This is a genomic window from Tistrella sp., from assembly GCF_002684955.1.
Classification (GTDB): domain Bacteria; phylum Pseudomonadota; class Alphaproteobacteria; order Tistrellales; family Tistrellaceae; genus Tistrella; species Tistrella mobilis.
Window position 1 is genome coordinate 48702 of sequence record NZ_NYWI01000047.1, and the last position, 6185, is coordinate 54886.

A 6185-nucleotide genomic window follows, 5' to 3' on the forward strand; every position below is an offset into this window, starting at 1 on the left:
GTTGATGCTCGGCCTGAGCATCGGCACCGCCCAGGCCGCCGACGAGATCACCGGTGCCGGTGCGACCTTCCCGTACCCGGTCTATGCGAAATGGGCCGAGGCCTATAAGGCCGAAACCGGCGTTTCGCTGAACTACCAGTCCATCGGCTCCGGTGGCGGCATCAAGCAGATCAAGGCGCATACCGTCGATTTCGGCGCCTCGGACATGCCGCTCGAAGCCGCCGATCTGAAGGCGGCCGGCCTTGTTCAGTGGCCGATGGTCATGGGCGGCGTGGTGCCGGTGGTCAACATCCCGGGCATCGCCGCCGGTGCGCTGGAGATCGACGGGCCGACGCTCGCCGCGATCTATATGGGCAAGATCACCAGGTGGAACGATCCGGCGCTGGTGGCCCTGAACCCGGGCGTCAAACTGCCCGATCAGGCGATCGCCGTGGTCCATCGCTCCGACGGATCGGGCACCACTTTCCTGTTCACCACCTATCTTTCCTCGGTCAGCGCCGACTGGAAAAAGGATATCGGCGCCAGCACCGCGGTCGAATGGCCGACCGGTCTGGGCGGCAAGGGCAATGAGGGCGTGGCCAACTTCACCGGCCAGACCCCGGGTTCGATCGGCTATGTCGAATACGCCTATGCGCTTCAGAACAAGCTGGCCTGGCTGAAGATGAAGAACCACGACGGCGCCGTGGTCGCCCCGGAAAGCAAGACCTTCCAGAGTGCTGCCGCCAATGCCGACTGGGCCCATGCCGAAGGCTATCACCTGGTTCTGACCGATCAGCCGGGCCGGGACAGCTGGCCGATCACCGGTGCCAGCTTCATCCTGATGCACAGCCAGGCCGACCAGCCGGCCCGCGCGGCCGCCGCGCTCAAATTCTTCGCCTGGAGCTATGCCCATGGCGGCGAAGCGGCGGAGAAGCTCGACTATGTGCCGATGCCGCAGGCGGTGGTGCAGATGGTCGAAAAGACCTGGGCCGACAGCATCAAGGGCAAGGACGGCAAACCCGTCTACTGATCCTGGCGTCGTCTGTGCATTGCGTCTGTCGTCCGGCCGCCGGCGGCGGGGGGCATCCCCTGGCCGGCGGCGGCCCTGCGAGGTTTCATGAGCGTCGAAGAGGCCGGCCTTGCGCCGGAGCCGGACATCGTTTCTGCCCATCCGGTGGCCCGACCGCTGCGGCTCAGCGCCCTGCCGGCGGGGCTTCGCTGGGACGGGCCGTTCCGGCGGCTGACCGGGGTTGCGGCCCTGATGGTGGTGGCCGCACTTGCCGCCATGCTGGTGGTGCTGGTGATCGGCGCCCTGCCGGTGGCCGATCGGATGGGGGCGGGGTTTCTGGTCACCCAGGCCTGGAACCCGGTGACCGATGTCTATGGCGCGGTGGCGCCGGTGGCGGGCACGCTGATCACGGCGGCCATCGCCATGATCCTGGCGGTGCCGGCGGCGCTCGGCATCGCCATCTTCCTGAATGAACTCTGCCCCCACCGGCTGCGCGCGCCGCTGGCGGTGGCGGTGGAATTGCTGGCCGCCATTCCCAGCATCATTTACGGCATGTGGGGGCTTTTCGTGCTGGCGCCGGTGCTGGCCTCCACGGTCTATCCGGCGTTGATCGATACGCTGGGGCCGCTGCCGCTTCTGGGCGCGCTGTTCCAGGGGCCGCCTTTCGGCATCGGCGTGCTCACCGCCGGGCTGATCCTGGGGGTGATGGTGCTGCCCTTCATCACCTCGGTCGCCCGCCAGGTGCTGGCAGAGGTGCCGCCGGTGCTGCGCGAGGCCGCCTATGGCGTCGGCGCCACCACCTGGGAGGTATCGCGCCGCGTGCTGATCCCCCATGCCCGGCGCGGGCTGATCGGCGGCGTGATGCTCGGCCTCGGCCGCGCGCTGGGCGAGACCATGGCCGTCACCTTCGTCATCGGCAATGCCCATCGCATCCATGCCTCTCTGCTTCAGCCCGGCACCACCATCTCGGCGACGCTTGCCAATGAATTCACCGAGGCCTCGGGCGATGTCTATGTATCGGCGTTGACGGCGCTGGGGCTGATCCTGTTCGTGGTCACCTTCGTGGTGCTGCTCGGCGCCCGCACGCTGCTGAACCGCACGGGGAGGGCGGGCCGATGAGGGAGGAGGGGTCGATGAGAGGGGGCGCCATCCCGGTTTCGCCCGCACGGCTGCGTCGGCGTCGGCTGGTCAATCTGGTGATGACGGGGCTGTGCACTGCCGCGGCGCTGGCCGCCCTTCTGGTGCTGGCGTTGATCCTGTGGGAGCTGGTGATCCGTGGTGCGGGCGCCCTCTCGCTCGATGTCTTCACCCGCGCGACCCCGCCGCCGGGCAGCAGGGGCGGGCTGCTCAACGCCATTCTGGGCAGCCTGTCGATGACCGCGGCGGCGATTGCGGTCGCGACCCCGGTGGGGGTGCTGACGGGCACATGGCTTGCCGAATACGGCCGCGACAGCCGGGCCGCCGGCCTGGTGCGCCTGTTCGCCGACACGCTGTTGAGCGCGCCCTCGATCATCGTCGGGCTGACGGTCTATGTGCTGCTGGTGGTGCCGCTCGGCCATTTCTCGGGCTGGGCGGGGGCGGTGGCCCTGGCGTTGATCGCGGTGCCGGTGATCGTGCGCACCACCGAAGACATGCTGGCGCTGGTGCCCGATCAGCTGCGCGAGGCGGCGGTCGCCCTCGGCATGCCGCGCTGGCGGATGATTGCCGGCGTCACCTGGCGCGCGGCGGCCGGCGGCATCCTGACCGGCGTTCTGCTCGCCATCGCCCGCATTGCGGGCGAGACCGCGCCGCTGCTGTTCACCGCGCTCAACAACCAGTTCTACGCCTGGGACCTCACCGGTCCCACCCCCAGCCTGCCGGTGGTGATCTTCCAGTTCGCGATGAGCCCTTATCGCGACTGGCAGGATCTCGCCTGGGCGGGCGCGCTGCTCATTGCAGCCGGCGTGCTGCTGCTCTCCATCACCGCCCGCCTGATCTCTGCCCGAGGCCGCAAATGACCGCATCCACCCCCGTCGACGCCGCCGGGCTCGTCCCGAAAATCGTCACCCGCAAGCTCAATTTCCATTACGGCGACAATCATGCGCTGAAGGATGTCGACATCACCTTCGGCGACCGGCTGATCACCGCGCTGATCGGCCCGTCGGGCTGCGGCAAATCCACCCTGCTGCGCACGCTGAACCGGATCTGCGACCTTTACCCGGGCCATCGGATCGACGGCGAAATCCTGCTCGACGGCGAAAACATCCTCACCCGCCGCGGCCTCGCCCATCACGGCGACATCGCCGGGCTGCGCGCCCGGGTGGGCATGGTGTTCCAGAAACCGACGCCGTTTCCGATGTCGATCTACGAAAACATCGCCTTCCCCTTGCGCATGTATACCCGCCTCAGCCGCGCCGAAATGGACGACGCCGTCGAATCCGCCCTTCGCGACGCCGCCCTCTGGACCGAGGTGAAAGACAAGCTCCACGCCTCGGGCCTCAGCCTCTCGGGCGGCCAGCAGCAGCGCCTGTGCATCGCCCGCGCCATCGCCATCCGCCCCGACGTCCTCCTCCTCGACGAACCGGCCTCGGCCCTCGACCCCATCTCCACCGCGCTCATCAACGAACTGCTCTGGGACCTGCGGAAGCGCTACTGCGTGGTGATCGTCACCCACAACATGCAACAGGCCGCCCGCGTCAGCGACAAGGTCGGCTTCATGTATCTGGGCGAACTGGTCGAATTCGGGGATACCGAGACGGTGTTCTCGACCCCGCGGGAGCGGCGGACGCAGGATTATATTACGGGGAGGTTTGGGTGAGGGGGATATGTCTTGCCGGGGTCTCGAAACTGGAGCGGCGCCTATCCGATCTTAAAAGCCTCATGCGGTCGAGTTATCGGTTCCTTGCAGGCCTGAACCAGCCGTACCAGGGGCGTGGTATGAAGGGACGCACGCCCTTCCAGGCCGGGATCCCCAAACCACAGAACAAAGTGCCCGAAGGCCCCTCACATGATCGGGGTCGGAGACGATATACGGATGCTTCGCAGGATTATTTTGATCAGACCATAAACTGCTGCGCTGTGGGTGCACGATTTTACTCCGCTCCGAAAACATAGTGATGGCAGATTGCCTTATCAGTAAACCCGAGCGTGATGGGGCCGGCTATGTATCGCGGGCAAGGAGGCAAAGAGGCCGCTACACGTGCTGGTAACACTGTTAGCGTTATATATATTTATAGTAGTTTTATTTAGGAATAATACGCCCGAGCGGATAAAATGGATGGATCTGCCGTCCCGGTATGCGTAGTCTCCTTATGTGCGAACAGACGACCGCCCGGAAATCCACCAGAAATTGAACGATATTCCGATTGGTGGGTAGTTTTCCGCTAATCCTAAGAGGTCTGCATGCTCAACGGTGATGATTTGCTTGCATCGGGAACAGCCCGTTTGGGTGTGAAGTTGCCGGCGCTGGTGGCAAGCTGCGGCCTTTGGGCCCATCCGAGAGTATTCCAGGAGTGCCGGAAGCTTGATCCGAACGGCGCCTGGTTTCCGAATACGCGCCGTGCCAGAAAGGACGAGAAACGAGGGGAGGTCGTAAACGGCATTACTCTTGATGATAATTCGAAGGCCAATCAAGCCATCAAGAAGGCCGTGTTCGGATCCGGTGTGATGCCCAAGCGCTATGGCGCCTGCCATATCTGGCCGAAATCCTGTTACGACCCTCGCTACCATACATGTATTGCCAACCTGGTTCTTCTTCCGGTGGCTCTTGCAAGCCTCACGGACCATGATCCAGAGGTTATCGCCTGTTTGAAGTGCCGCTCTTTTGAACTCTATGGCTGGCATCCGGATGATATGCCGCCACCCGAGAGGCCTCCCGGGTATCCGGATGGGTGGCTCGACCCATCTTTCGTTTCGTCAAAAATGTGGAAAGATGTTCCAGTCGCCAAATGGCCGCTGGTTGGCATGTCGTGCGCCCATGGAGAACAAAGCATCGACGATCATTTCATTACCGGTGTCCTGAGATCAATCATAGAGAATTTCGATAGTCATTATGAGAGGGTCAGTCGGCGAAAGTTTCGCGAAATTAACGGAGATCACAAAATAGTTGCTCTCGGTGCAAGAAAAAATGAAACTGGTTCTTATATTTTTGATGTTTATGAAAGTCAAATAGATTTTTGTGGACATTCGCCGAGTTTGTTTATATTTTGTTTCTATGAAAGTAAATATTTATGGATTCTGCGAAATCCCTCCGACTGCATGCTATTAAAAAATTTGAGATCCTATCGGAACTCCAGAAATGGTAATATTTATCGGCGTTTAACCTTTAGAGAAAATTTGAACGGCTCCCTTAGCACGGGCAATGTTTCTCTGGATGCGATATTCTATCGGGGGACGCAGGGCGTACCTTACTCCTTTTGAGGGTGGCATGATAATTACCCGGTGCTCATTGTTCGTCCATTTTCAGCAGCTCACTGGGGACTGAGCAAACGGAAAGAAGGGTAACGCTTCAGACCGGAGACATAGGTAGTAGCTCGCCCCGGTTCCGGCATTGGCTTGGTGCGGGATCGCGATCCCGCACCAGACTTTCCAACGCCGGCCTTACCCCTGATCGCACTCAGCGCCACAACACCCACCCCTCACCCCACCGGCAAAACCCGCGAATACTTCACCTGCCCCAACGCAAAGCTCGATTCGATCGAGCCCACCCCGTCCAGCTGGGTCAGGCGGTCCCTCAGAAACGCCTCGTAAGCCGAGAGGTCGGCGCAGACCACGCGCAGCAGGAAGTCGCGGGCGCCGGTCATCAGGTAGCATTCCATCACCTCGGGCCAGGCGGTGATGGCGCGGGCGAAGGCGTCGAGTTCGGGGGCGCGCTGGCGTTCCAGTTTGATCGAGACGAAGACCGAGACCGGCAGGCCGACCGCGTTCTGGTTGACCAGCGCCGCATAGCCGGTGATCACGCCGGCCTCTTCCATCATCCGGATCCGGCGCAGGCAGGGGGAGGGGGAAAGGCCCACCTTCTCGGCCAGCGCCTGCTGGGTCTGCTCTAATTAATTTGGAATGGACAGAATTATTTTGGAATGACGGCGGGATCAAATCGGACGAAGCTGGATTTGGCTGGACGGCGCCGGACAATCCCGTAGGCTGAAGTTGATGCGTAGCTGGGGTGCCGACGCGCCATCTGCAAGGTTACGCACAGGCGGGTGTCGTCGGCGACACC

At 62.6% G+C, this 6185-nt stretch carries 5 protein-coding genes and 1 pseudogene; 5 read left to right on the forward strand and 1 reads right to left on the reverse strand.

The features are described 5' to 3' along the window. Positions 1 to 4 precede the first annotated feature (4 nt). The 5 genes from pstS (at position 5) to CMO28_RS16280 (ending at position 5386) form a co-directional block, all read left to right on the forward strand. Positions 5 to 1009, forward strand: coding sequence for a phosphate ABC transporter substrate-binding protein PstS (gene pstS / locus CMO28_RS16260; RefSeq protein ID WP_296715238.1), 1005 nt, complete (start codon positions 5 to 7; stop codon positions 1007 to 1009). Between the two features lie 87 nt (positions 1010 to 1096). After that, positions 1097 to 2107, forward strand: coding sequence for a phosphate ABC transporter permease subunit PstC (gene pstC, locus CMO28_RS16265; protein ID WP_296715240.1), 1011 nt, complete (start codon positions 1097 to 1099; stop codon positions 2105 to 2107). A gap of 14 nt (positions 2108 to 2121) precedes the next feature. After that, positions 2122 to 2985, forward strand: a complete 864-nt coding sequence (pstA, locus tag CMO28_RS16270; RefSeq protein WP_296715242.1) for a phosphate ABC transporter permease PstA — start codon at positions 2122 to 2124, stop codon at positions 2983 to 2985. Further along, positions 2982 to 3785 (forward strand): phosphate ABC transporter ATP-binding protein PstB, encoded by an 804-nt coding sequence (gene pstB, locus CMO28_RS16275; protein ID WP_296715244.1) that lies wholly within the window; start codon positions 2982 to 2984, stop codon positions 3783 to 3785. Before pstA ends, pstB begins: the two co-directional genes overlap by 4 nt. A 584-nt stretch (positions 3786 to 4369) precedes the next feature. Then, positions 4370 to 5386 (forward strand): hypothetical protein, encoded by a 1017-nt coding sequence (locus tag CMO28_RS16280; protein ID WP_296715245.1) that lies wholly within the window; start codon positions 4370 to 4372, stop codon positions 5384 to 5386. Positions 5387 to 5604: 218 nt separating this feature from the next. Here CMO28_RS16280 and CMO28_RS16285 read toward each other — a convergent pair. Then, positions 5605 to 6006 (reverse strand): annotated as a pseudogene (locus CMO28_RS16285) (Lrp/AsnC family transcriptional regulator); the annotation flags it as partial. Between the last annotated feature and the right edge of the window lie 179 nt (positions 6007 to 6185).